Annotated in this window: 20 protein-coding genes; 6 read left to right on the forward strand and 14 right to left on the reverse strand. The window is 65.0% G+C overall.

What is annotated here, in order from left to right; translation table 11 throughout:
* Window positions 1-64 precede the first annotated feature (64 nt).
* From panD to dksA, 10 genes are all read right to left on the reverse strand, one after another.
* A complete protein-coding gene (gene panD, locus BLQ74_RS14540; protein WP_090263290.1) occupies window positions 65-445 on the reverse strand; it encodes an aspartate 1-decarboxylase in 381 nt (126 codons plus the stop codon).
* Between the two features lie 105 nt (window positions 446-550).
* A complete protein-coding gene (gene panC, locus BLQ74_RS14545; protein ID WP_090263291.1) occupies window positions 551-1,402 on the reverse strand; it encodes a pantoate--beta-alanine ligase in 852 nt (283 codons plus the stop codon).
* Window positions 1,399-2,199 (reverse strand): 3-methyl-2-oxobutanoate hydroxymethyltransferase, encoded by an 801-nt coding sequence (gene panB, locus BLQ74_RS14550; protein WP_090263292.1) that lies wholly within the window; start codon window positions 2,197-2,199, stop codon window positions 1,399-1,401. The genes panC and panB overlap by 4 nt, the downstream gene beginning before the upstream one ends.
* A gap of 132 nt (window positions 2,200-2,331) precedes the next feature.
* Window positions 2,332-2,817, reverse strand: a complete 486-nt coding sequence (gene folK, locus BLQ74_RS14555) for a 2-amino-4-hydroxy-6-hydroxymethyldihydropteridine diphosphokinase (protein WP_090263293.1) — start codon at window positions 2,815-2,817, stop codon at window positions 2,332-2,334.
* On the reverse strand, window positions 2,814-4,223 hold the full coding sequence (locus tag BLQ74_RS14560) for a polynucleotide adenylyltransferase PcnB (protein ID WP_090263294.1): 1,410 nt from the start codon (window positions 4,221-4,223) through the stop codon (window positions 2,814-2,816). The genes folK and BLQ74_RS14560 overlap by 4 nt, the downstream gene beginning before the upstream one ends.
* 792 nt (window positions 4,224-5,015) lie before the next feature.
* Window positions 5,016-6,452, reverse strand: a complete 1,437-nt coding sequence (locus BLQ74_RS14565) for a sigma-54-dependent transcriptional regulator (protein ID WP_090263295.1) — start codon at window positions 6,450-6,452, stop codon at window positions 5,016-5,018.
* A gap of 26 nt (window positions 6,453-6,478) precedes the next feature.
* A complete protein-coding gene (locus BLQ74_RS14570; RefSeq protein ID WP_090263296.1) occupies window positions 6,479-9,427 on the reverse strand; it encodes a sensor histidine kinase in 2,949 nt (982 codons plus the stop codon).
* Window positions 9,411-9,587 carry a hypothetical protein gene (locus BLQ74_RS14575; protein ID WP_003095129.1) on the reverse strand — a complete coding sequence of 59 codons (177 nt, stop codon included), beginning with the start codon at window positions 9,585-9,587 and terminating at the stop codon, window positions 9,411-9,413. Before BLQ74_RS14575 ends, BLQ74_RS14570 begins: the two co-directional genes overlap by 17 nt.
* Window positions 9,588-9,782: 195 nt before the next feature.
* Window positions 9,783-10,667 (reverse strand): tRNA glutamyl-Q(34) synthetase GluQRS, encoded by an 885-nt coding sequence (gene gluQRS, locus BLQ74_RS14580; protein WP_090263297.1) that lies wholly within the window; start codon window positions 10,665-10,667, stop codon window positions 9,783-9,785.
* 100 nt (window positions 10,668-10,767) lie between these two features.
* The gene (dksA, locus tag BLQ74_RS14585) at window positions 10,768-11,211 is read right to left on the reverse strand and encodes an RNA polymerase-binding protein DksA (protein WP_090263298.1); all 444 of its coding nucleotides are present in this window, start codon (window positions 11,209-11,211) and stop codon (window positions 10,768-10,770) included.
* A gap of 191 nt (window positions 11,212-11,402) precedes the next feature.
* Between dksA and BLQ74_RS14590 the strand changes: the two genes are divergently transcribed.
* Complete coding sequence (locus BLQ74_RS14590; RefSeq protein ID WP_090263299.1) at window positions 11,403-12,575, forward strand: pyridoxal phosphate-dependent aminotransferase; 1,173 nt, start codon at window positions 11,403-11,405, stop codon at window positions 12,573-12,575.
* Window positions 12,575-13,282, forward strand: coding sequence for a DNA/RNA nuclease SfsA (gene sfsA / locus BLQ74_RS14595; protein ID WP_090263300.1), 708 nt, complete (start codon window positions 12,575-12,577; stop codon window positions 13,280-13,282). Before BLQ74_RS14590 ends, sfsA begins: the two co-directional genes overlap by 1 nt.
* Before the next feature lie 13 nt (window positions 13,283-13,295).
* Here sfsA and BLQ74_RS14600 read toward each other — a convergent pair whose 3' ends face one another.
* Window positions 13,296-13,628, reverse strand: a complete 333-nt coding sequence (locus tag BLQ74_RS14600) for a Rieske (2Fe-2S) protein (RefSeq protein WP_090263301.1) — start codon at window positions 13,626-13,628, stop codon at window positions 13,296-13,298.
* A gap of 354 nt (window positions 13,629-13,982) precedes the next feature.
* On the opposite strand from BLQ74_RS14600, the gene BLQ74_RS14605 reads away from it, so the two are divergent.
* From BLQ74_RS14605 to BLQ74_RS14615, 3 genes are read left to right on the forward strand one after another with little or no spacing between them, the layout of a single operon-like run.
* Complete coding sequence (locus tag BLQ74_RS14605) at window positions 13,983-14,969, forward strand: FecCD family ABC transporter permease (protein ID WP_244507199.1); 987 nt, start codon at window positions 13,983-13,985, stop codon at window positions 14,967-14,969.
* A gap of 2 nt (window positions 14,970-14,971) precedes the next feature.
* The gene (locus tag BLQ74_RS14610) at window positions 14,972-15,736 is read left to right on the forward strand and encodes a heme ABC transporter ATP-binding protein (RefSeq protein WP_425287496.1); all 765 of its coding nucleotides are present in this window, start codon (window positions 14,972-14,974) and stop codon (window positions 15,734-15,736) included.
* Window positions 15,737-15,747: 11 nt separating this feature from the next.
* Complete coding sequence (locus BLQ74_RS14615; RefSeq protein WP_090263304.1) at window positions 15,748-16,641, forward strand: ChaN family lipoprotein; 894 nt, start codon at window positions 15,748-15,750, stop codon at window positions 16,639-16,641.
* Window positions 16,642-16,927: 286 nt separating this feature from the next.
* On the opposite strand, the gene BLQ74_RS14620 is transcribed toward BLQ74_RS14615, so the two are convergent.
* The 3 genes from BLQ74_RS14620 to BLQ74_RS14630 form a co-directional block, all read right to left on the reverse strand.
* Window positions 16,928-17,725 (reverse strand): Crp/Fnr family transcriptional regulator, encoded by a 798-nt coding sequence (locus BLQ74_RS14620; protein ID WP_090263305.1) that lies wholly within the window; start codon window positions 17,723-17,725, stop codon window positions 16,928-16,930.
* A gap of 106 nt (window positions 17,726-17,831) precedes the next feature.
* A complete protein-coding gene (locus BLQ74_RS14625; protein ID WP_090263306.1) occupies window positions 17,832-18,104 on the reverse strand; it encodes a TfoX/Sxy family protein in 273 nt (90 codons plus the stop codon).
* A gap of 200 nt (window positions 18,105-18,304) precedes the next feature.
* Window positions 18,305-19,867 (reverse strand): bifunctional aminoglycoside phosphotransferase/ATP-binding protein, encoded by a 1,563-nt coding sequence (locus tag BLQ74_RS14630; RefSeq protein WP_090263307.1) that lies wholly within the window; start codon window positions 19,865-19,867, stop codon window positions 18,305-18,307.
* A gap of 218 nt (window positions 19,868-20,085) precedes the next feature.
* On the opposite strand from BLQ74_RS14630, the gene mrcB reads away from it, so the two are divergent.
* Window positions 20,086-22,410: a penicillin-binding protein 1B gene (gene mrcB / locus BLQ74_RS14635; RefSeq protein WP_090263309.1), complete on the forward strand. Its 2,325-nt coding sequence runs from the start codon at window positions 20,086-20,088 to the stop codon at window positions 22,408-22,410.
* The last annotated feature ends 53 nt before the right edge of the window (window positions 22,411-22,463 follow it).

Genomic DNA, 22,463 nt, shown 5'->3' on the forward strand with positions numbered 1-22,463 from the left:
ACCTTCGGAATTGAGACGTGCGTTTGAACGTGAAAAAGCCCGGCGGTTCCGGGCTTTTCTTCGGTCAGGCGAGCTGGACCGGGATCGCGTTGCTGGTATGGCTGAGCTGGTTGCCCGGCGCCATGTACAGCATGCGAGGCTTGAAGTCGGCCAGCTCGGCTTCACTGTAGTGAGCATATGCGCAGATGATCACTCGGTCACCCACCTTGGCCTTGTGCGCGGCCGCACCGTTGACCGAGATCATCCGCGAGCCTTCCTCGGCGCGGATCGCATAGGTGGTGAAGCGTTCGCCGTTGTCGACGTTGTAGATCTGGATCTGTTCGTACTCGCGGATGCCGGAGAGGTCCAGCCACTCGCCATCGATGGCGCAGGAGCCTTCGTAGTCGAGTACGGCGTGGGTCACTTCGGCGCGATGCAGCTTGGCCTTGAGCATGATGGTATGCATGGCGGGCGCTCCTTTCTTGTAGGGCTTGGCGCGAACGGCGGCAGAGTATGCCGAACCAGGAATCTGTGCTCAAGCCACGCCCGGCGCGGCCCGAGGCAGTGCGGTTCAGTCGAGGTGCAGGGGCAGGTTGTCGATCAGGCGGGTCGTGCCGAGGAAGGCCGCGGCGAGAATCACCAGCGACTTGTCCTCCTGGGTCGCGGGACGCAGGGTGAGCGCCTCGCGGATTTCCAGGTAATCGATGCGCAGGCCCGCCTGCTCGATCTGCCGCCGGCCTTCCTCGAGCAGCGCGGGGAAGTCGCGCGAACCGCCGCGCAGGCCTTCGCCGATCTGTTTCAGGGTGCGCTGGATCACCGGCGCAATGGCGCGCTGCTCATCGCTCAGGTAGCCGTTGCGCGACGACAGCGCCAGGCCGTCCTCGGCGCGCACGGTGGTCTCGCCGAAGATCTGTACCGGAATATTCAGGTCGCGCACCAGCTTGCGGATCACCGCCAGTTGCTGGAAATCCTTCTCGCCGAACAGGGCCATGTCCGGCTGCACCATGTTCAGCAGCTTGCAGACCACCGTGGCGACGCCATCGAAGTGCCCCGGGCGACTGCCGCCGCAGAGACCTTCGGAAACACCGGGAACGTGGACCTTGCTCTGGCCTTCCATGCCATCGGGGTACATCTCCTCGACACCGGGGGCGAACAGCAGGTGGCAGCCGGCTTCGAGCAGCTTGGCCTGGTCGGCGGCGAGGGTGCGCGGGTATTTGTCGAGGTCTTCGTTGGGACCGAACTGCAGTGGATTGACGAAGATGCTGGCGACCACGAAATCGGCGCGTTGCCCGGCCTTGGCGACGAGCGCGGCGTGTCCGGCATGCAGGTTACCCATGGTCGGCACCAGGGCAATGCGCTTGCCTTCGCTGCGCGCGCGGGCGATGGCGGCACGCAGTTCGCGGACGGTCTTGACGGTGTTCATGCGGAGAATCCGTGTTCGGGGGCAGGGAAGGAGCCGTCTTTCACGGCCTTGACGTAAGCGGCGAAGGCAGCCGGGATATCCGCCTGGCCTTGCATGAAGTTCTTGACGAATTTCGGCGTGCGGCCGGACAGCGACAGGCCGAGCATGTCATGCATCACCAGGACCTGGCCGTCGGTGCCGTTGCCTGCGCCGATGCCGATCACCGGGATCTTCACGGCTTCGCTGATCTCCTTGCCCAGGGCGGTGGGCACGCACTCCAGCAGCAGCATGGCGGCGCCGGCCTGCTCCAGGGCGATGGCGTCGGCGCGCAGCTGGCGCGCCTGGGCTTCCTGGCGGCCCTGGACCTTGAAACCGCCGAACAGGTTCACCGATTGCGGGGTCAGGCCCAAGTGCGCGCAGACCGGCACGCCCATTTGCGCCAGGCGGGCGATCGGCTCGGCGAGCCAGGCGCCGCCTTCGAGCTTGACCATATGGGCGCCGGCCTGCATGACCTTGACCGAGTCCTCGAGCAGACGCTGCAGCGAGGTTCCGGAGGCGAAGGGCAGGTCGGTAACGATCATCGAACCACGGTTGCCGCGCTTCACGCAGGCGGTGTGGTAAGCCATCTCCTCGACCGTTACCGGCAGCGTGCTGTCGTGTCCTTGCAGCACCATGCCCAGAGAGTCGCCGATCAACAGCATCTCCACCCCGGCCTCGCTGGCGGCGTGGGCGAAGGTAGCATCGTAGGCAGTCAGCATCGCGATCTTCTCGCCGCTTTGCTTCAGACCTTGCAGGGTGGTCAGGGTGACATCAGGCATGAAAAGTGTCCTCGTTGGGCCGACTTTCGCCGGCGCGGGGCAAACGGGCACCTATAGTCCGGATGGGGTGGGGTGAAGTCAATCGCAGGTGTTACCGGACTGTTACGACGTTACCGCCAAGGGAGGCGTCATTCAGGATAGCTTTTCGAGGCCGCTGAACGGGCATTCGGCCAGCAGTTCCGACAGCCTGCGGCCATCCGGCAGGCGCAGTCGCGGCGCCAGATCGGCCAGGGGGTAGAGCACGAACGCGCGGGCGTGCATGTGGTAGTGCGGTACGCGCAGGCGCGGTTCATCGATCAGGCGTTCGCCGAACAGCAGTATGTCCAGATCGAGGGTGCGCGGCCCCCAGCGTTCGTCCTTGCGCACGCGGCCTTGCTCCAGTTCGATGGCTTGCAACGCATCGAGCAGGGCCAGCGGCTCAAGTTCGGTGTCCAGCGCCGCCACGGCATTGACGTAACGCGGCTGGTCCGCTGGGCCGAGCGGGTCACTGATATAGAAAGGCGAGACGCCTGCCAGGTGCGTCAGCGGTATCGCGCGCAGGGCATCGAGGGCGTCCTGCAACTGGCGGCGGGGTTCGGCGAGGTTGCTGCCCAGCCCTAGATAGACGCGTTCGCTCACTCGTTACCGGCTCCCTCGCCGCTGTTACGCGGACCGCGCCGGCGGCGGTTACTGTTGCCGCCCCGTCGACGCTTGCGCGGCGCGGCGCCATCCTCCTGGCCGGCGGCCAGACCGCGAATCATGCCGCGGCGCTCGCCGTCACTGGCGTCCTGGTACTCGGTCCACCAGTCGCCCAGGCCGCCGGTCTCTTCGCCGGCGCTTTCGCGCAGCAGGAGGAAGTCGTAACCGGCGCGGAAGCGCGGGTTCTCCAGCAGCAGGTCGGCGCGCTTGCCCTGACGGCGTGGCAGGCGTTCCTGCATGTCCCAGATCTCGCGGATCGGGATGGTGAAGCGTTTCGGGACCGCGGTGCGCTGGCACTGCTCGCTGATCAGCTCGTGGGCGGCTTCCTGCATCGCCGGGATTGCCGGCATGCCGCGATCCTGCAACTGCGCGACACGTGCCGGCAGTGCCGGCCAGAGCAGCGCGGCGAAGAGGAAGGCTGGCGTTACCGGCTTTTCCTGGCGGATGCGGGCATCCGTGTTGGCCAGGGCCTGGCGGATCAGTTTGCCGGCGTATTCCGGATCACGCTCCAGGGCCTTGGCGCTGGCCGGGAACAGCGGGGCGTACAGGTCGTACTCGACCAGCAGCTCGAAAGTGCGCTCGCCGCGTCCGCTGAGGAACAGCTTGAGCACTTCGTCGAACAACCGTGCCGAGGGAATCTCGCGCAGCAGCGGCGCCAGTTTGCGGATGGGCGCGGCGCTGTGCTTTTCGATCTCGAAGCCCAGCTTGGCGGCAAAGCGCACGGCACGCAGCATGCGTACCGGGTCTTCGAGGTAACGCTGTTCGGGGTCGCCGATCAGACGGATCAGGCGGTTGCGGATGTCATGCACGCCATGGGCGTAGTCGAGGATGCGCTCGTCGCTGACATCGAAATACAGGGCGTTGATGGTGAAGTCGCGACGTTGGGCGTCGTCTTCCAGCGTGCCGTAAACGTTGTCACGCAGGATGCGTCCGGCCTCGTTCCGCGACGCCTGGTTGGTGTCGCCTTCGTCCTCGCTCTGCGGGTGATTGGCGCGGAAGGTGGCGACCTCGATGATCTCGCGGCCGAAGTGCACATGGACCAGCTTGAAGCGGCGGCCGATGACGCGGGCGTTACGGAATTCGGCGCGGACTTGCTCGGGGGTGGCGCTGGTGGCGACATCGAAGTCCTTGGGCGCGATGCCGAGCAACTGGTCGCGGACCCCGCCGCCGACGATATAGGCCTGGTATCCAGCCTTCTGCAGGCGTTCCACCACGCTGACCGCATGCCGACTGAACTGCTCGCGCCGCAGCGAATGCTGGCTGCTGCTGACGATTTCCGGAGTAGTGCGGATGGCGCGTTGACGGCGCAGGGGGGAGCGTAGGGACTGGATCAGCTTTTTCAGCATGGAGGCACTATGTGGGAACTTGTTGGGTGAATTGCGTTTCTCAACGCCATGGGTGCCTGTGTCGACCACGCTGACGCGATCTCAACCGACGTCTACCGACGGGCTGGCGGCCCCATCATGCTTGAAAGCATGCTTGGCGGAAACAAGTGGAGGCAAATCTGATGCCTTTTGTCATCCGCATGGAGTCGGATTCTAGCATCGAGGATCGGGATGGTGAACGAAGATGGCTACAGCGGAGAGGGTAACGGCGGGGTTGAAGCTACTGGGGGAGCCGAGGCTCCCCCCCAAAGTAGGTGCGTGCTTTGTTTTTATTATGATGCCGGGCTTGTTGTTTTTGTTTGTTGACCCGTCCCTCAAGGCCAGTTGCCTTGGGGCGTATCCCATGTCGGGACTTGTAAGAGCAAACGGATTGCTTTGGTCGCTGAGTGAGCGGTGATCTTGCGATCCAACCAGTTCCGGCGCTGCCTTCGGGCAGTTTTATTGTTCTCTGACTGGTTGCGGGACTGCTCCCGACTACTACTCTTCTCCAAAAGAATCAGTTAGCTGCGCCTCCGCGATTTTGTTTTTGTTGTGCTGGAGTCGTTACGTGTTGTTTTTATTTTCTAGGGTTCAGCTTGTTATTGTTGTTGTGCCAATAACAAAGCAGATGCCGTGCCAACTTTTGCAAATCCTTATTTTTCAAGGGTTTAGCTGTTTTCGTTGGGTTCGGTGAGGCACAAAAAAGCCGGGTTTTCGTTACCGATGAACCCGGCCTTTGTTACGCGGGATGTCCGCGGTAACAGGTGTGCGCCCTCAGGAGTCGGCCGAGGCCCCCGATTTGCGACGGGGAATACCCAGGCGCTGGCGGCGTTCCCACAGGCACTTGCGGCTGATCCCCAGCTTGCGCGCCAGCTCGGTCTCGGTCATGTGGTCCTGGTGCTCGAGGACGAAATGCTGGAAGTAGTCTTCCAGTGACAGATCCTCGGTGGGCTCGTGGCTGTTGGCGACGACGGCGCTACGGCTGTCCGTATCGTCGGCGAAGTCGTCTTCCAGATCGTCCAGCTCGACGTCGATACCCAGCAGGTCAGCGGGAATCTCCTGGCCTTCGCTGAGGATTACCGCACGCTCGATGGCGTTTTCCAGCTCGCGGACGTTACCTGGCCACGGATAGTGACGGATCGCTTGCTCCGCCTCATGGGAGAAGCTGAGCGGGGCGCGCCCCATCTGCGAGCACTGGCGCGCCAGAAACGCGCGGGCGATTTCCATGACGTCGGCGCCGCGCTCGCGCAGGGGCGGCAGCTTCAGCGAGATGACGTGCAGGCGGTAGTAAAGGTCTTCGCGGAACTGGCCGGTCTTGGCCAGCATCTTCAGGTCTCGGTGGGTGGCGGCGATCAGGCGCACATCGACCTTCTGCGACTGCACCGAGCCGACCCGGCGGATCTCGCCTTCCTGCAATACCCGCAGCAGGCGGGCCTGGGCTTCCAGCGGCAGTTCGCCGATTTCGTCGAGGAACAGGGTGCCGCCATCGGCGGCTTCCACCAGACCCGCGCGACCGGCGCTGGCGCCGGTGAAGGCGCCCTTCTCGTGGCCGAACAGTTCCGACTCGATCAGGGTTTCCGGAATCGCCGCGCAGTTCACCGAGATCAAGGGGGCCTTGGTGCGCTTGGACAGGTTGTGCAGGGCGCGCGCCACCAATTCCTTGCCGGTCCCGGATTCGCCCTGGATGAGGACGTTGGAGTCGGTCGGGGCGACCTTGCGGATTTTCGCGTAGAGCTCCTGCATGGGCGGGCAGGAGCCGATGATGCCGATGTCACCTTCGGCCGGGGCGTTACCGCTGCCGCGCTCAGCCGTCGCCTTACTGTTACCGCGCGCTTCGCCGCCGCTGCTGCTGCGGCCTTCCTGGCGGTCCTTGAGGATGCGCGCCACGGCTTGCAGCATCTCGTCGTGGTCGAACGGTTTGGCGATGTAGTCCATCGCGCCCATTTTCATCGAGTCGACCGCTGAACGCAGGCTGGCGTAGCTGGTCATGATCAGGACCGGGGTGCCCTGGGCCAGCTTGATCAGCTCGGTGCCCGGGGCGCCGGGGAGACGCAGGTCGCTGACGATCATGTCGAATGACGGGATGCTGTAACGCTCCTGCGCCTCTTGCACCGAACCGGCTTCGCTGACCTGGTACTGGTTGCGCTCGAGCAGCCGTCGCAGGGCGGAGCGGATGATGGTTTCGTCTTCGACGATGAGGATATGTGCCATGTATTCAGCTCTCTCGACGTGCTCGTCTACTGCTCGGCCGTCGGGCCAGGATGCCGCGGCAAGGTGACACGGATGCGGGTGCCGCATTCGCGTTCCGGATCGGCCGGGCTGTCTATGGTGATCTGCCCATAATGCTCTTCCACGATCGAATAGACCAGTGCGAGCCCCAGGCCGGTGCCTTTGCCCGGGTCCTTGGTGGTGAAGAAGGGCTCGAACAGACGGTCGATGATCGATTTGGGAATGCCGCTGCCTTCGTCTTCCACGATCAGGTCGACGGTGTTTTCCGAGGCTTCGGTACGCACGCGGATGGCGCCGCCGGGAGGCGAGGCGTCGCGTGCGTTGGACAGCAGGTTGATCAGCACCTGGGCCAGGCGCTGGGCGTCGCCCTCGACCCAGTGCGTCGGGTCGCAGAGGTTGAAGAACTGCACTTCGACGCTGCGCCGGTTCAGCGACAGCAGGCCGATGGCCTCCTGCGCGACGTCGGCCAGGCATACCGGCTCGGCTGCCACCTGCTTGCCGCCGGCATGGGCGAAGCTCATCAGCGACTGGACGATGCGCGAGACGCGTTTGGTCTGTTCGAGGATCTGCGCGCTGATTTCGGTCAGTTCCGCATCGCCCTCGCGCTCTTCGCGCAGGTTCTGAGCCAGGCAGGCGATGCCGGTGATGGGGTTGCCGATCTCGTGGGCGACGCCAGCGGCCAGGCGGCCGATGGACGCCAGTCGCTCGGAGTGGATCAGCTTGTCTTCAAGGGCCTGGGTTTCGGTGAGGTCCTCGACCAGCAGCACCAGGCCGCTGTTACCCGGCGCCAGGGGTTCTTCGATGGCGGCCTTGTGCAGGTTCAGCCAGCGGGTCTGGCCGTCGATCGCCAGGCGCTGCTTGTGCAGGTGCTGATCGGGCGCCTCGATGAAGCCTTCCAGCAGGCCCTTCCAGGGCTCCGGCAGCGCTGACAGGCGCGAGCCGACCACGCGTTGCGCAGCGACTCCGGTGAAGTCTTCGATGGCACGGTTCCACATGAGGATTTCCTGGTCCTTGGCCAGCGAGCAGACGCCCATCGGCAGGTCCTGCAGGGTCTGCCGGTGGTAACGGCGCAGGGCATCGAGTTCCGCGGCCAGGCCGGTGAGGCGCGAGTGGTAGTCCTCCAGCCGGCTCTCGATGAAGTGGATGTCCTCGGTGACATAGCTTTCGCCGGATTTGTACGGCAGGAAGGTCTCCACCATGTCCTGCGCCACACTCGGGCCCATCAGGCCGGAGAGGTTGGCTTCGATGCGGTCGCGCAGGCGGCGCAGGGCGTAGGGGCGGCGTTCGTCGAAGGGCAGGTGAAGGTCGCGCAGGGCCTGCTCGACTTCCTTCTGCGCGGTCTTGGCGCCCAGCGGCTTGGCCAACTGGCTGGCGAATTCCTGCGGCGAGTTGGCGATCAGTTCCCGGCGTTGCGGACGGCGTACGTTGTCCACCGCGCAGGCTTCGGCGGCGCCCTTTTCCTCGTCGCTGGCCTCGCTGAACAGCGATACCAGGGTGAATACCAGTACGTTGGCGGCGAGCGAGGCGAGGGCGGCCAGGTGCCAACTGGCGTCGTCGAGCACATACAGCGAGTCGAACAACGGCAGGTAGAGGCTTTGCAGGTTGCCCACCAGCGGGATCAGCATGGTCGCCGTCCATACCAACATGCCGGCGACCAGGCCGGCGATGAAGCCTCGGCGGTTGGCGGTCGGCCAGTAGAGCACGGAGAGCGCGCCGGGGAGGAACTGCAGGGTGGCGACGAAGGAGACGATGCCGAGGTTGGACAGGTCCTGTTCGGCGCCGAGCAGCAGGTAGAAGCCGTAACCGAGCAGGATGATGGTGGCGATCAGCGCCCGCCGAGTCCATTTCAGCCAGCGGTAGATGTTGCCCTCCGCCGGTGGCTGGTAAAGCGGCAGCACCAGGTGGTTGAGGACCATGCCGGACAATGCCAGGGTCATGACGATGATCAGCCCGCTGGCCGCGGAGATGCCGCCGATGAATGCCGCCAGTGCCAGGGCCGGGCTGTTCACGGCGATGCCCAGGCCGAGGGTGAAGTACTCCGGGTTGGTCGAGGCGCCCAGGTGCAGGCCGGCCCAGAGGATCGGCGGCACCGCCAGGCTCATCGGCAGGAGGAAAAGCGGCAAGCCCCAACTGGCGGTGAGCAGGGCGCGTGGATTGAGGTTCTCGGTGAAGGTCATGTGGAACATGTGCGGCATGACGATGGCCGCGGCGAAGAACACCAGCAGCAGGGTCCGCCAGGGGCCTTCCGCCAGCGGCGTGTGCAGGGTGCTCAGTGCTTCCTGGTTCTGCAGCAGCCAGACCTCCAGGCCATTGGGGCCGCCGAACACGCCATAGAGGGCGAACAGACCGATCGAGCCAAGGGCGATCAGCTTGACCAGGGACTCGAAGGCAATGGCCATCACCAGTCCTTCGTGGCGCTCGCGGGTGGCGATGTGGCGGGCGCCGAAGAGAATGGCGAACAGCGTGATCAGGGCACAGAAAGCCAAGGCGGTGCTGTTCGGTTCCGCCTCGCGGGTGAGGATGCTCACCGAGTCGGTCACCGCCTGGATTTGCAGCGCCAGCATGGGCAATACGCCGATCAGCATGAAGAGCGTGGTCAGCGCGCCGGCCCAGGTGCTGCGGAAGCGGAAGGCGAAGAGGTCGGCCAGTGACGACAGTTGGTAGGCGCGGGTAATCCGCAGGATCGGGTGCAGCAGCACAGGGGCCAGCAGGAAGGCGCCGGAGATGCCCAGGTAGATGGCGAGGAAGCCATAGCCATACTGATAGGCCAGGCCGACGGTGCCATAGAAGGCCCAGGCACTGGCGTAGACGCCCAGCGACAGGGTGTAGACCAGCGGGTGGCGTACCAGGCGGCGCGGCACATAGCCGCGCTCGGTGATCCAGGCGATCCCGAACAGGACCATCAGGTAGGCGGCGCTGATCAGGATCAGCTGGGTGAGGTTAAAGCTCGTCAGCATCGCGCTGGCTCTGCAGGATGAAGGTCACGACGATGAGGATCAGCCATAGCAGGTAAGGGCGATACCAAGCGCCGTTGGGGTCGATCCACCAGTCCATGATGGCGGGCGAGAACAGGTAGATGCCCACGACCAGGAGCAGTACCAGTCGATAGATGTACATGTCATGCCTCTCGTTGTCCGGCCGGCAGGCTACAGGCAGCCGATGGGCGCCTGCAAGACGGCGCGCATGGCCCTTCTTCAATCTTAGGTTCCGTACGAAAAGTCACCGGGCGCCGCTCGGGCGTGCGCGGTTCGTTGCCGCGGACTCTGCTGAGCTGCGCGGATGGCAGGTGTCCGGCGGCCTCTCGGGGCGAGCCTAGAGGCTGGCTTCTTCGAGCGTCGCGACTCGCGGGATGCGCGCGGCATCCCAGTGGGCGGTGCCCCAGGCGAGCACGTCGGCGGGGCGTGCGTTGCTCAGTTCAGCGACGGGTTGCTGTCCGAGTGCGCGCAACGCACGGACCAGCAGGGGGGCGGCCTGTTCGGCGGAGAGGGGCGGCGAGCGGTAGGACTTGCCCAGCTTGTGGCCGTCCGGCTGGATGATCAGTGGCACATGCAGGTAACGCGGCTGGGCAACCCCAAGCAGTTCCTGCAGGTAGAGCTGGCGTGGCGTGGAGTCGAGCAGGTCGGCGCCGCGGACGATATCGGTGATGCCTTGCCAGGCGTCGTCGAGGACCACCGCCAGTTGATAGGCATAAAGGCCGTCGCGGCGGCGGATGATGAAGTCGCCGACTTCGCGTCCCAGGTGCTGGCGGAACTCGCCCTGGACGCGATCGACAAAGGCATATTCCAGTTCCGGCACGCGGATACGGATCGCGGCGTTTTCCGGCGAATGGCGAGCGTCACGGCAGGTGCCGGGGTAGATGCCGTTGCTGCCTTCCAGTTGCTTGCGCGAACAGGTACAGGCATAGGCCAGGCCACTGCGTAGCCATTGCTCGACCACCGCCGCATAGGCGTCGTTGCGCGTGCTCTGGCGCGCCACCGGCCCATCCCATTCGAAGCCGTAGCGCTCCAGGGTGTCGAGGATCGCCGCCTGGGCGCCGGGGACTTCCCGTGGCGGGTCGAGGTCTTCCATGCGCACCAGCCAGCGGCCACCGACCGCGCGGGCATCCAGGTAGGAGGCCAGCGCGGCGACCAGCGAACCGAAGTGCAGGTAACCGCTGGGGGTGGGAGCGAAACGGCCGATGTAGCGGGAGTCGGGCATGGCGCGGGTCGTTACGAGTCTTGGCCTCGGCGGGTGCCGAGTCGGTGCGACACAAACACAACGGGGCGCCTAGGCGCCCCGTTCGCGAAAAGCCGTCGGCTCAGGAGCCGAGTTGCTTTTCCTTGATTTCCGCGAGGGTCTTGCAGTCGATGCACAGCGTCGCGGTAGGACGTGCTTCCAGACGGCGGATACCGATTTCCACGCCGCAGGAGTCGCACCAGCCGTAATCGTTCTCTTCGATCAGTTGCAGGGTCTCGTCGATCTTCTTGATCAACTTGCGCTCGCGGTCGCGGGCGCGCAGTTCGAGGCTGAACTCTTCTTCCTGGCTGGCGCGATCCGCCGGGTCAGGGAAGTTGGCCGCTTCGTCCTGCATGTGGTGCACGGTGCGATCGACTTCCTCCATCAGCTCAACTTTCCACTTGTTGAGGATAGAGGTGAAGTGAGCGCGCATGCGTTCACTCATGTACTCCTCGCCCTTGGTTTCCTGGTAGGGCTCGAAGCCACGAATCAGTTGGCTGCTCTGCTGTTTTGCTTTGGTGGGCATGGATGACCGCCTCTCACTCTCGCTAGTCCTGTCGCGGATGGTCCCTCTCCGGTTGGCACCGGCCCCGCGCTCGCAAGCGGGCGAACTTACCAGAACGATAACCGCGATGCTACTCCCGGTTGTCGAGCCTGCTGCCACCCGCCGATGGCTTGGTTAGAATCGCCTCTTTCCCGCAAAGTTCGGTATTCCTTATGGCCTCTTCCTACAGTGCGCGCAGTCGCGCCATCGAGCCGTTCCACGTCATGGCGCTGCTGGCGCGGGCCAATGAGCTGCAAGCAGCCGGCCACGACGTCATTCACCTGGAGATCGGCGAGCCGGACTTCACCACCGCCGCGCCCATCGTCGCTGCCGGCCAGGCCGCGCTCGGCGCGGGTCACACCCGTTACACCGCCGCTCGCGGCGTGCCGGCGTTGCGCGAGGCCATCGCCGGCTTCTATGCCTCGCGCTACGGCCTGGACATCGACCCCGAACGCATCCTCATCACGCCCGGTGGCTCCGGCGCACTGCTGCTGGCCAGCAGCCTGCTGGTCGATCCGGGCCGCCACTGGCTGCTGGCCGACCCCGGCTACCCCTGCAACCGCCATTTCCTGCGCCTGGTGGAGGGCGCCGCGCAATTGGTGCCGGTGGGCCCGCAGAGCCGTTATCAGCTCACTCCCGAACTGATCGAAAACCACTGGAATCAAGACAGTGTAGGCGCTCTGCTGGCATCGCCGGCGAATCCTACCGGTACTTTGCTGCACAAGGATGAACTGGCGGCGCTGTCGCGGACGCTGAAGGCCCGTGGTGGGCACCTGGTGGTCGATGAGATCTATCACGGCCTGACCTATGGCGTTGACGCCAGCAGCGTGCTGGAGGTGGACGACGAGGCGTTCGTCCTCAACAGCTTCTCCAAGTATTTCGGCATGACCGGCTGGCGCCTGGGCTGGCTGGTGGCGCCGGCGGAGGCGGTGGGCGAGCTGGAAAAGCTGGCGCAGAACCTCTACATCAGCGCGTCGAGCGTGGCGCAATACGCGGCCCTGGCCTGTTTCGAGCCGGCCACCCTGGAGATTCTCGAAGCGCGGCGCGCCGAGTTCGCCCGGCGCCGCGACTTCCTCCTGCCGGCGCTGCGCGAGCTGGGATTCGGCATCGCGGTTGAGCCGGAAGGTGCTTTCTACCTGTATGCCGATATCAGCGCCTTCGGCGGCGATGCCTATGCCTTCTGTCAGCACTTCATCGAAACCGAACATGTCGCCTTCACTCCGGGAATCGATTTCGGCCGTTACCAGGCTGACCATCATGTGCGTTTCGCCTACACGCAGAGCCTGGAGCGCCTGCAAGAGGCGGTCGATCGCATCGCCCGCGGCCTGAAAAGCTGGAAGCCCTGATGCGTTTCGTCCCGGCGCTGGAGGAGGCGCGCTTGTTGCGCCGCTATAAGCGCTTCCTCGCCGATATCGAAACCGCCACGGGGGAGCGCCTGACCATCCACTGCCCGAACACCGGCTCCATGCTCAATTGCATGAGCGAGGGCGGCCGGGTGTGGTTCAGCCGTACCAGCGATCCCAAGCGCAAGCTGCCCGGCACCTGGGAACTCAGCGAAACGCCCCAGGGGCGCCTGGCCTGCGTCAACACGGCGCGCGCCAATCGCCTGGTGGAGGAGGCCTTGCTCGCCGGTGTGATCGGCGAGCTGAACGGCTTCAGCGAGCTGCGCCGCGAGGTGGCTTACGGTGTGGAGAACAGCCGTGCCGACTTTCGCCTGGACTTCCATGGCGAGCCGGTGTTCGTCGAGGTGAAAAGCGTGACCCTGGGCTTCGCCGGCACTTCGCAGGCGGCCTTTCCAGATGCCGTGACCCTGCGCGGCGCCAAGCATCTGCGCGAGCTGGCGGCGCTGGCTCGGCAGGGGCTGCGGGCCGTATTGCTGTATTGCGTGAACCTGTCGGGCATCGACGCCGTGCGCCCGGCCGAGGAGATCGATCCGGCCTACGCTGCCGCCCTGCGCGACGCCCGTGACGCCGGCGTTGAGTTACTGGCTTACGGCGCCGATATCAGCAGCCTGGAGATTCGCCTGGCGCGGCGCCTGGAGGTCTGCCTTTAGGCGCCGCAGGGGGTCAGGCTTCGGCTGAAGGCAGATCCACCCAGACGCCGCGCTCGTCCTCCTGGCAGCTCAGGGCTTCCAGGAACTCGCCCTGACAGGGGCCCTGGATGCATTCGCCAGACTCGATGAGAAATAGCGCGCCATGCTGCGCGCACTGCAGCAGGCCGCCGCTGGCGTCGAGGAAGCGGTCGGCTTCCCACTCCAGCGCTATGCCTCGATGCGGGCAGCGGTTGCGGTAGGCATGGACGCGGCCCTGCTTGCGCACCGCAAGCAGGCGTTGACCCTGGATCGAAAAGCCGCGGCTGCGGCCTTCGGCCAGCTGATCCGGAGTGCACAACAGCAGCATGATTGTCTCCACGGGTGATTGGCGTTGCCTGGAGCGCTGCGCGCAGGGGGGGAGGGAGCACGTCCCTGTGCTGAAGGCGATGGCGCGAGAGGCTGCGGTTTTGCGGTCGCCAGGGCAAGGCCTCGGCGACCGGCGGAAAAGCGGCGCCGACCTTAAACAGCGGCGGTCCGCAAGGCAAATAGTTATCGAGTGGAGATGTGTCCGCGTTTTGCGTGGCCAGCCCGCTGCGGCGATGCGCCGGACTGGCGGCTGCGTCGGTGGGCTCTTATCCTTCTGCCCATCCCTCTCTCTGGAAAACCGTCCTTGACCCAGGTTGTCTCCAACCGCTGCCTGTTCATCGCTCTCACGCTCTTGTTGCTATTGGTCTTCTGGCTGTCTCTGGCCCTGGGGTCGGTCAGCCTGCCGCTGGGCGACACATTGCGGGCACTGCTGCGCACGCTCGGATGGCCACTGGCGTCGGACGGGCATGCGCAGGCGGAGCTGATCGTTGGCCAATTGCGCCTGCCGCGCGCCCTGATGGGGCTGGCCGAGGGCAGCCTGCTGGCGCTCTGCGGCGTGGCCATGCAGGGTTTGTTTCGCAACCCACTGGCCGATCCGGGGCTGGTCGGCGTGTCCAGTGGTGCGGCGCTGGGCGCGGCCGCGGCCATCGTGTTCGGTGCGGCCCTCGGTGGCCTGCCACCGGCTTTCGCGCCCTATCTCTTGTCGCTCAGCGCATTCGCCGGCGGGCTGGGGGTGACCTGGCTGGTGTTTCGTCTCGGCCGGCGCGATGGCGAAACCCGTGTGGCGACCATGCTGCTGGCCGGCATCGCCCTGACCGCCTTGGCGGGCGCGCTGATCGGCCTGTTTACCTACCTGGCCGACGACGCCACCCTGCGGACCCTGACCTTCTGGAATCTCGGCAGTCTGAACGGCGCCAGTTATGCGCGGTTGTGGCCCTTGCTGCTGGTGACCCTGTTGGTGGCCGCTTGGCTGCCGCGCCGGGTCGATGCCTTGAATGCGCTGCTGCTGGGGGAGTCGGAAGCGCGCCATCTGGGCTTCGATGTCGAGCGCCTGAAGGCGCAGTTGATCTGTTGCACCGCGCTGGGTGTCGGTGCGGCGGTGGCGGCGGCGGGAATGATCGGTTTCATCGGCCTGGTCGTGCCGCACCTGCTGCGTCTGCTCGTCGGCCCGGATCATCGGGTGCTGGTGCCCGCGTCCATGTTCGCTGGCGCCATCCTGTTGCTGCTTGCCGATCTGCTCGCGCGCCTGGCGTTGGCGCCGATGGAGTTGCCCATCGGTATCGTCACCGCGTTGCTGGGCGCGCCCTTCTTCCTTTATCTGCTGCTGCGGGGACGCTTCTGATGCTGAGCGCGGAGCACCTGCGGGTGGCGCGCGACGGGCGCACCGTCCTGCATGAGGTATCGCTGGCGCTGAGCGCCGGTGAGGTGCTGGGCGTGCTTGGGCCGAATGGCGCAGGCAAGAGCACCTTGCTTGCGGCGCTGAGTGGCGAGTTGCGGCTCCGTGCGGGGCGCGTGAGCCTGCAGGGGCGGGAGCTGGCGGATTGGCCTGCTATCGAGCGCGCCCGGCGGCTGGCGGTACTGCCGCAGAACTCCACGTTGAATTTCGCCTTCCCGGTGGAAACGGTGGTCGGCTTTGGCCGCTTGCCCCACGCCAGCGGTCGCGAACGTGATGCCCGGATCGTTGCCGAGGCCCTGGCCGCGGCGGATGCCGCGCATCTGGCCGGGCGCAGTTACCTGGCCTTGTCCGGTGGCGAGCGTCAGCGCGTGCACCTGGCGCGGGTGCTGGCCCAGCTGTGGCCAGGGAGCCGCGAGCAGGTATTGCTGCTCGACGAGCCGACCGCGATGCTCGACCCGTCGCACCAGCACAGCATCCTCCAGGCGGTCCGCGCGTTTGCCGAGCGTGGCGCGGCGGTGCTGGTGGTCCTGCATGAGCTGAATCTGGCGGCCCGCTACTGCGATCGCTTGCTGCTGCTGCGCGATGGGGCCGTGCAGACGCAAGGCAGTCCAGACGCCGTGCTGCGGCCCGACACACTGCGCGAGGTGTTCGGCCTGGAGGTGCTGGTGCAGCGCCACCCTGAACGTGGCCATCCATTGATCATCGCGCGGTGAAAGGAGTCGCTATGCGTATCTGCTTGCTCGCCTTGTTGCTGCCGTTGGCGGCCTGCCAGAGCGTCTCGACGGCGCCGCCTTTACCAATCTGGCAAAGCCCGGATGGGCGCGACCATGCCGAGCTGGGCGTCATTCGCGATCTCAACAGTGGTGCGCAGTTGACCCCTGCACAGTTGCTCGATCGCCTGGCCGCCGCGCCACGGGTGCTGGTGGGCGAGCAGCACGACAATCCCGACCACCATGCCCTGGAGCTCTGGTTGGCGCGTGCGCTGGCCGCGCGCCGGCCGCAGGGCAGCGTGCTGCTGGAAATGCTCAATCCCGACCAGCAAGCGCGGGTCACCGCCGCTCAGGCGCAAAGCGCTGCCGGCGAGCCCGCGGCGGACCAGTATCAGGCCTTGGCCTGGCAACGTGGCTGGGACTGGTCGCTGTATGGCCCGCTGGTGACGTGGCTGGTTCGGCAACCGGCGCCGCTGTTCGCGGCCAATCTGGACCGCGCGGAAATCATCAGCGTCTATCGTTCCCGGCCGACGCTCACTGGCCCGGCCTCCACGGCGGCGCCGGTGCAAGCGGCCTTGCAGGCAGACATCCGCCAGTCCCATTGTGGGTTGCTGCCGGATAGCCAGATACCGGCGATGCTCGCGGTGCAGCAGCAACGGGATCGACGCATGGCCGAGCGCTTGAGCCAGGCGCCGCAGCCGGCACTGTTGTTCGCCGGGGGGTTCCATGTGCGCCGCGATCTGGGCGTGCCGCTGCACCTGCAGGACCTCGGTGCCGGGCAGGGCGCGCAGGTGCTGATGCTGGTTGAGGTCGGCGGCGCCGTCGGCAAGGCTCAGGCGGATTATGTCTGGTACACCCCGGCCTTGCCTGCGCAGGACCATTGTGCCGAGTTGCGTGGTAAGCGCTGAGGCGCACGGAGCCGGCTGTTTCAGCGGATAAGTGGCTTTCGCTGGGCAAAAAAAGACCCGGCGAGGTGCCGGGTCGAAACCGTGATTAGCCTGATGAGGAGATAACCTGAAGAGTCCGACTGCATTGGCGCTCTCAGCTTACCGGCTGGCCTCGCGACCAGTTGCGCTAATAATAACTATTATCATTTGTGAGTCAATAGCGCCTCTGCACTTTTTTCCTGGCGCATCGGGCGAGCACAAAAAAGCCCGGCTTGATGCCGGGCTCGGACGCGACGCGCGACCGCTTTCAGCTTTCGCTGTTCTGCCGCAGCTGGGTGACTTCCTTGTTCAGCAGGTCGATGCGGCGGGCCATGCTCTCGATCAGACTGTGGGCGATCCGTGGGTTGCTCTGCATCAGGCCGAGGAATTGATCCTTGGGAATCACCATGACGGTGCAGGGCTCGCTGGCGATCACGCTGGCGCTGCGCTTCTCGCGAGTGAACACGGCCATGGCACCGAAAATCTCATCCTTCTGCACATCGCCGACCTTTTGCCCATCGACGAAGGCCTCGGCGTGCCCATCGATGATGATGAACACATGTTCGGCGTCATCGCCCTGCTGGATCAGTTGGTCACCGGCGGCGAAGTGACGGAAGCCGGTGGAGGGGCGGATGTCCGGTTGCTTGAGATGCGCCAGGGCATCGGCGAGCAGGGCGGTATGGCCGATCAGGTAGCTCAGGAACAGTTCCTGGCGCTGCTCGTTGGCATAGATGTGCTGGAACACATCGCTGCGCGAGTAGGGAATCAGGCACAGCGGCTCTTCGCTGCTGTAGCGGCAGCGTGGCAGGTCGGTGTCCCGGCGCAGTCCCACCAGGTCGCCTTCCTGGAGGTAGAAGAGGGGGCGTTCGTCGACCAATGCATGCAGCAAGCCATTTTCAATCAGGAACAACTGGTTGGCGGGCAGTTCGGCATCCAGGTCTTCGGTACGCTCCAGGCGGATCGGTTCGCCGCACGGGGCGAGGCCTGCGAGCAATTGGGCCGGGATGCCCTGCAGGCGGTTGATCAGTTGGTCGGCATAGGCCGGTTGTTCACCGAGTAGATACATGAGCCGTAATTCCTTGGGCTGGCTGCAGTCGAAGGCACACGAAAGTCCCTGAAACGATAGGGGCTGCCAGGTCTATCCGTAAATCCCCTGCTGAGCAGCTTGTGAGCTAGCTCCGATTCCTGCTCGGAAATGTCTCAAGTTCACCCAGCAGGGCGGCTTTATGCGCGGGAGGAAGTTCGTTCCAATGCACGTCCAGCAAGGCGCCTTCGATGGCATACAGCAGCACCTTGGACGCGCGAAATCCACGCGCCCGCACGGCCCTGTAGGCGCCCACCGCGCCCAGACGGCGCAGATCGGAGGCATTGTGAATGCCCACGGCATGCAGCCATTGGGCTGAGGTCTTGCCAAGGTTCTTCAAGTGCAGCAGTTCATCGTTCATCGTCGCTCCTTGCGATGCGGCACACGGGGTGGGTCATGCATGGCGGCGAGGGCCGTGAACTGCGAAGGACGGCCGGCTCACTTGTCTGGAAAAGTGTAGCCGGCCTTAGAAATATTGTGGGTTTGCCAATGGCTCGCGCCGGCAGCCCGCAAGGGAGGGAAGGGGCCGCATCAGCGGCCCGCAGAGGGTGGCGGAGCGCTTCAGATTCCGGGCAGGCGCTGACGGATGCTTTCGACCAGTGCGTCGAGGCTGGCGCTGTCCTGGGTGTCGACGCGCTTGCTGCGCGCCTGTTCGTCGCTGTCCAGCGCCTCGCGCTCGGCTTGCTGGCTCTGCACCACCGCGAGCGTGGCGTCGGAGGGATCGCCACCGCTGGCCTGGCGCTGGGCGAGCCAGCCAGCGATCACGCTGTCCGGCGCCTGGCAGTCGATGATCAGATAGGGCACGCCGGTGGCGTCGGCGACCTGGCGGGCCGCCAGGCGCTGCGTGTGCTTGAGGAAGGTTGCATCGAGCACCACCGGGTAGCCGGCACGAAGGATGTCGCCGGCCAGGCCGTTGAGGCGCTCGTAGGTCGCGGCGCTGGCCTCCGCGCTATAGATGCCGGTCGCCAGCGCGCCTTGCTGGTTTGTCTGCTGTTCGCCGAACAGGCGCTTGCGCTCGACGTCCGAGCGCAGGCGAATGGCGCCGAGCGCTTCGACCAGGCGCAGCGCAACCGAACTTTTGCCCACCGCCGAAACGCCCATGGTCAGCGCCAGGAAGCGCGAGGGAATGGCGCTATAGCTTTCCGCGAGGTTGGCGTAGTTGCGGTATTGGCGCAGGGTCGCGGCTTTCTGCACGGCATCGTGCTGATGGGCCAGGCTGAACAGAGCGATCTTGGCGCGTACCAGGGCGCGATAGGCCTTGTAGAAGTTGAGGATTTCCAGCGACTGGTAGTCGCCGGTGCATTCCAGGTACTGGCTGACGAAGCGCCGCGCGTGACATTTCAGGCCGCGGTCTTCCAGGTCCATGGCGAGGAAGGCGAAGTCGGCGCAGACATCGGTGAAACGGAACGGCTCGTTGAATTCGATGCAGTCGAAGAGCACGACCTTGCCGTCGATGAGCGCGGCATTGCCCAGGTGGATATCGCCGTGGCACTCGCGGATGAAGCCGTTCGCCTTGCGCGCCTGGAGGACCGGCAGCAGGCGCTCATAGGAGCTTTCCGCCCAGGCTTCCAGGGCATCGAGCTGGAGCAGGTCGGCCTTTTCGCCGAGCAGCGGACGGATCTGCTCGAAATTCTGCCGCACCGGTGCCATCACGGCTTCGGCCGTGCCCAGTGGGTTGTCCTGGGGCACCTGTGGCGTCATGCGATGGAATTCGGCGATCTGCCGGGCCAGGGCATCGATGTGCGCCGCGTGCAGTTCGCCACGTGCCTGCACTTCGCTGAGCAGGCCGGTTTGCGGGAACTCGCGACATTTCAGCGCATATTCGATGACCGGACCGTCGCCACCGATGTGCGGCTCGCTTTCGCTACCGGTAATCGGCAGCACCTCAAGGTAGAGGCCTTCGGTCAGGCGCTGGTTCAGGCGCAACTCTTCCTCGCAGAAGTGCTTGCGGGCTTCCAGGCTGGTGAAATCGAGGAAGCCGAAGTTCACCGGCTTCTTGATCTTGTAGACGTAGGTGCCGGTGAGCAGGACCCAGGAGATATGGGTTTCGATGACCCGTACCTGTTCCACCGCGTGGGGGTACAGGGCAGGGTTCTGCAGGGCAGCGATCAGAGTCTGGCTCACGGGATGGTCCTTGGCTGTCCGAATTTGAGAGGCAGGCATTATGGCGGCTGAGTGTCCGGGTGCAAACTTGTGGCCCGCGCAGGCAACCAAACGTGGGATGCGCGGTCGAAGCAGCGTCGCTGTGGCTGCGGCCCCGCCGCCGCTGTCTGCGAGTGAGCCCGGATGCCGCCTGGCGCGGTGTCTGTCCCCTGTGGATAAAGTACGTATAATGCGCCGCCATGACGCGTCCCCGATCTTCTCGTTCCCCTAAAAAAGGCAATTCGTCCCCTCTGCGCAAGTGGCTGGGCTGGGCTCTCAAGCTGAGTCTGGTCGGTCTTGTCGTACTGGCGGGCTTTGCTGTCTATCTCGATGCGGTTGTCCAGGAGAAGTTCTCCGGCAAGCGCTGGACCATCCCGGCCAAAGTGTATGCGCGGCCGCTGGAGCTGTTTGTCGGCCTGAAGCTGAACAAGGACGACTTCCTCCAGGAACTCGGTGCTCTCGGCTACCGTCGCGAAGCCGCGGTAAGCGGCCCGGGGGCGGTGACGGTGTCCGGCAATGCGGTGGACCTCAATACCCGCGGCTTCCAGTTCTACGAGGGCGCTGAGCCCGCGCAGCGCATCCGTGTCCGCTTCGCCGGCGACTCCGTGACCGGCCTCAGTCGCGCGGACGGCTCCGACCTGGCGGTCGCGCGCATGGAGCCGCTGCTGATCGGTGGCCTGTACCCGGCACACAACGAAGACCGCATCCTGATCAAGCTGGACCAGGTGCCGCCGTATCTGGTCGATACGCTGGTCGCGGTGGAAGACCGTGACTTCTGGAGTCACCACGGGGTGTCGCTGAAGTCCATCGCGCGTGCGATGTGGATCAACGCCAGCGCCGGCCAACTGCGCCAGGGCGGCAGCACCCTGACCCAGCAGTTGGTCAAGAACTTCTTCCTGACCAATGAGCGCAGTCTCAGCCGCAAGCTCACCGAAGCCATGATGGCCGTGCTGCTGGAACTGCATTACGACAAGCATGAGATTCTCGAGGCTTACCTCAACGAGGTGTTCCTCGGTCAGGATGGTCAGCGTTCGGTGAACGGTTTCGGCCTGGCCAGCCAGTACTTCTTCAGCCAGCCACTGTCCGAACTGAAGCTGCCGCAGGTGGCGCTGCTGGTCGGCATGGTCAAGGGGCCGTCGTACTACAACCCGCGGCGCAATCCGGAGCGCGCACTGGAGCGGCGCAACGTGGTGCTCGACGTGCTGGTCGAGCAGGGCGTGATCAGCGCCGATCAAGCCGCCGTGGCGAAGAAGGCTCCGCTGGGCGTCACCCAGCAGGGCAGCATGGCCAACAGCTCCTACCCAGCCTTCCTCGACCTGGTCAAACGCCAACTGCGCGAGGACTATCGCGAAGAAGACTTGACCGGAGAAGGCCTGCGCATCTTCACGAGTTTCGATCCCATCCTGCAGTTCAAGGCGGAAAGCGCCGTCGATGACACCTTCAAGCGCTTCGCCGGGCGCAAGGGGATCGATGAGACGGAAACCGCAATGGTCGTGACCAACCCGCAAACCGGCGAGGTGCAGGCCCTGGTCGGCAGCCGTGACTCGCGTTTCGCTGGGTTCAACCGCGCCGTGGACGCAGTGCGACCGATTGGCTCGCTGGTCAAGCCGGCGGTTTATCTGACGGCCCTCGAGCGGCCGAGCCAGTACACCCTGACCACCTGGATCCAGGACCAGCCGTTCTCCGTCAAAGGCAAGGATGGCCAGGTCTGGAGCCCGCAGAACTATGAGCATGAAGCCAATGGCACCATCTTCCTTTACCAGGGGTTGGCTCGTTCGCTGAACCTGTCCACCGCTCGTCTGGGGCTGGACCTGGGCGTGCCCAATGTACTCAAGACGCTGGAACGGCTGGGCGTGTCGGTGGACTGGCCTGCCTATCCGTCGATGCTGCTGGGCGCCGGGGCCATGAGCCCGATGCAGGTGGCGACCATGTATCAAACCATCGCCAGTGGCGGATTCAATACGCCGCTGCGGAGCATTCGCAGCGTACTCGCGTCCGACGGCCAGCCGCTCAAGCGTTATCCGTTCCAGGTACAGCAGCGTTTCGATCCGGGTTCTATCTACCTGCTGCAGAACGCCATGCAACGTGTGTTGCGCGAGGGTACCGCGCGCTCGGTCTACACCCAGTTGCCCTCGAGCCTGACCCTCGCCGGCAAGACCGGCACCACCAACGATTCGCGTGACAGCTGGTTCTCCGGCTTCGGCCAGGATCTGCTGGCGGTGGTCTGGCTTGGCCGGGACGACAACGGCAAGACGCCTTTCACCGGGGCTACGGGCGCATTGCAGATATGGACCAGCTTCATGCGCAAGGCCGACCCTCTGCCACTGGACACGCCGATGCCGGATAATGTTGTCATGGCATGGGTCGATCCGCATTCGGGCCAGGGCACTCAGTCGAATTGCCCGGGCGCTGTGCAGATGCCCTATATTCGCGGCAGCGAGCCGGCGGCCGGTCCGGGTTGTGGCAACAGCCCGCAAAACCCGGCGGGCGAGGTCATGGACTGGGTCCGTGGCTGGCTGAACTGAGTCGAGAGGATTCCAAGTGAGAAATTCGTGGTTTGCCGTGGCAGCCGCCACGG

Origin of the sequence: Pseudomonas panipatensis, from assembly GCF_900099785.1 — a bacterium.
Taxonomy (GTDB): Bacteria; Pseudomonadota; Gammaproteobacteria; order Pseudomonadales; family Pseudomonadaceae; genus Pseudomonas; species Pseudomonas panipatensis.

What these genes read in the sequence shown, in the direction of transcription:
- sfsA (WP_090263300.1), top strand. Translation starts at nt 12,575, where the DNA reads ATGCGTTTCGTCCCGGCGCTGGAGGAGGCGCGCTTGTTGCGCCGCTAT.
- BLQ74_RS14600 (WP_090263301.1), bottom strand. Translation starts at nt 13,628, where the DNA reads ATGCTGCTGTTGTGCACTCCGGATCAGCTGGCCGAAGGCCGCAGCCGC.
- BLQ74_RS14565 (WP_090263295.1), bottom strand. Translation starts at nt 6,452, where the DNA reads ATGGCACATATCCTCATCGTCGAAGACGAAACCATCATCCGCTCCGCC.
- panD (WP_090263290.1), bottom strand. Translation starts at nt 445, where the DNA reads ATGCATACCATCATGCTCAAGGCCAAGCTGCATCGCGCCGAAGTGACC.
- panC (WP_090263291.1), bottom strand. Translation starts at nt 1,402, where the DNA reads ATGAACACCGTCAAGACCGTCCGCGAACTGCGTGCCGCCATCGCCCGC.
- BLQ74_RS14560 (WP_090263294.1), bottom strand. Translation starts at nt 4,223, where the DNA reads ATGCTGAAAAAGCTGATCCAGTCCCTACGCTCCCCCCTGCGCCGTCAA.
- panB (WP_090263292.1), bottom strand. Translation starts at nt 2,199, where the DNA reads ATGCCTGATGTCACCCTGACCACCCTGCAAGGTCTGAAGCAAAGCGGC.
- BLQ74_RS14625 (WP_090263306.1), bottom strand. Translation starts at nt 18,104, where the DNA reads ATGAACGATGAACTGCTGCACTTGAAGAACCTTGGCAAGACCTCAGCC.
- dksA (WP_090263298.1), bottom strand. Translation starts at nt 11,211, where the DNA reads ATGCCCACCAAAGCAAAACAGCAGAGCAGCCAACTGATTCGTGGCTTC.
- gluQRS (WP_090263297.1), bottom strand. Translation starts at nt 10,667, where the DNA reads ATGCCCGACTCCCGCTACATCGGCCGTTTCGCTCCCACCCCCAGCGGT.
- BLQ74_RS14590 (WP_090263299.1), top strand. Translation starts at nt 11,403, where the DNA reads ATGGCCTCTTCCTACAGTGCGCGCAGTCGCGCCATCGAGCCGTTCCAC.
- BLQ74_RS14575 (WP_003095129.1), bottom strand. Translation starts at nt 9,587, where the DNA reads ATGTACATCTATCGACTGGTACTGCTCCTGGTCGTGGGCATCTACCTG.
- mrcB (WP_090263309.1), top strand. Translation starts at nt 20,086, where the DNA reads ATGACGCGTCCCCGATCTTCTCGTTCCCCTAAAAAAGGCAATTCGTCC.
- BLQ74_RS14570 (WP_090263296.1), bottom strand. Translation starts at nt 9,427, where the DNA reads ATGCTGACGAGCTTTAACCTCACCCAGCTGATCCTGATCAGCGCCGCC.
- BLQ74_RS14615 (WP_090263304.1), top strand. Translation starts at nt 15,748, where the DNA reads ATGCGTATCTGCTTGCTCGCCTTGTTGCTGCCGTTGGCGGCCTGCCAG.
- BLQ74_RS14620 (WP_090263305.1), bottom strand. Translation starts at nt 17,725, where the DNA reads ATGTATCTACTCGGTGAACAACCGGCCTATGCCGACCAACTGATCAAC.